At 74.4% G+C, this 1719-nt stretch carries 1 protein-coding gene; it reads right to left on the bottom strand.

All coding sequences use genetic code 11. The annotated features are described in order from the left end of the window. Positions 1-75 precede the first annotated feature (75 nt). Positions 76-1719, bottom strand: a 1644-nt coding sequence (locus HW445_RS29910) for a DEAD/DEAH box helicase (protein ID WP_180223943.1), incomplete at its 5' end; no start/stop codon positions are given.

The following is a 1719-nucleotide window of genomic DNA, read 5'->3' as shown; positions in this document are numbered from 1 at the left end:
GGCCGCCTCGGCGGGCGGGGAACCCGGCGAGGGTCCGGGCCCGCGGTGACCCGGCCGGTGGTACCGCGGCGTCGTTCATCGGCTGCTCCTCAGCGCTACCAGATCGGCCAGTTCGTCGTCGGACAGCCGGGCGAGCGCCTGCTCGCCCGAGCCGAGGACGGCGTCGGCCAGTTCCTTCTTCGCCTCCAGGAGGGCGGCGATGCGGTCCTCGACGGTGCCCTCGACGATCATCCGGTGCACCTGCACCGGCCGGGTCTGCCCGATGCGGTGGGCGCGGTCGGTGGCCTGCGCCTCGACGGCCGGGTTCCACCAGCGGTCGTAGTGGACGACGTGGTCGGCGCGGGTCAGGTTGAGGCCGGTGCCGGCCGCCTTGAGCGAGAGCAGGAAGACGGGCGCCTCGCCGTCCTGGAACCGCCGCACCAGCCGCTCCCGTTCGGCGACCGGGGTGCCGCCGTGGAGCAGCAGGGCGGGGATCCCGCGTGCGGCGAGGTGGCGTTCCAGGAGCCGGGCCATGGTGACGTACTGGGTGAAGACCAGGGCGGCGCCGTCCTCGGCGAGGATGGTGCCGAGCAGTTCGTCGAGCAGTTCCAGCTTGCCGGACCGGCCCGCGAGCGGGGCCTGGGCGGGGTCCTCCTTGAGGAACTGCGCGGGGTGGTTGCAGATCTGCTTGAGCGAGGTGAGCAGCCGGAGCACCATTCCGGCCCGGGCGAACGCCCCGTCGCCGCCGTCCTGTTCGCCGGCGGCGCGGATCCGCGCCATGGCCCGCTCGACCTGGGCGCGGTAGAGCGCGGCCTGTTCCGCGGTGAGGGGGACGGGGCGGTCGGTCTCCGTCTTGGGCGGCAGCTCGGGGGCGATGCCGGGGTCGCTCTTGCGTCGCCTCAGCAGGAACGGGCTCACCAGCGCCGACAGTTGCTCGGCGGCGGACCACTCCCCGGTGCCCGCCGCGGCGGCGCCGCCGGTGCGTTCGGCGTCGATGCGGGCGATCCAGCGGCGTCTGAACCGGGTGTGGCCGCCCAGGAGTCCGGGGGTGGTCCAGTCGAGGATCGACCAGAGCTCGGAGAGGTTGTTCTCCACCGGGGTACCGGTGAGGGCGATCCGGACGGCGTCGCGGCCGATGCGGCGCAGCGCCTTGGCGGTGGAGGAGTAGGCGTTCTTGACGTGCTGGGCCTCGTCGGCGACGACCAGGTCCCAGTGGACGGCGGCGAGCTGGGGGGCGTCCAGGCGCATGGTGCCGTAGGTGGTGAGGACGAAGCCGTCCTTGACGCCCTCGAGGTCACGGCCGGGACCGTGGTGGCGGCGGACCGGGGTGCCGGGGGCGAAACGCTTCACCTCGCGCTCCCAGTTGCCGAGGAGCGAGGCCGGGCAGACCACCAGGGTGGGACCGCCGGTGGTCTCGCCGCGCTCGTGCCGCAGCAGGTGGAGGGCGATCAGCTGCACGGTCTTGCCCAGGCCCATGTCGTCGGCGAGGCAGCCGCCGAGGCCGAGCGAGGTGAGGCGGTGCAGCCAGGTCAGGCCGCGCAGCTGGTAGTCGCGCAGGGTGGCGGTGAGCGCGACCGGTGGCCGGGTGACGTCGGTGTCGTCGCCGCGCCCGGGTTCGGTGAGGCGGCGGGCGATCTCGACCAGCCGGTCGTCGGGCAGCACGGGCACCTCGGCGCCCTGCACCTCGGTCCCGCCGGTCAGCGCGGCGGCCAGCGCCTCCACGGCGGTGAGCGGTCTCAG

The sequence above is a fragment of the Streptomyces sp. UH6 genome (assembly GCF_013421635.1).
Classification (GTDB): domain Bacteria; phylum Actinomycetota; class Actinomycetes; order Streptomycetales; family Streptomycetaceae; genus Streptomyces; species Streptomyces abyssomicinicus.
This window is presented reverse-complemented; position numbering and strand designations above follow the sequence as displayed.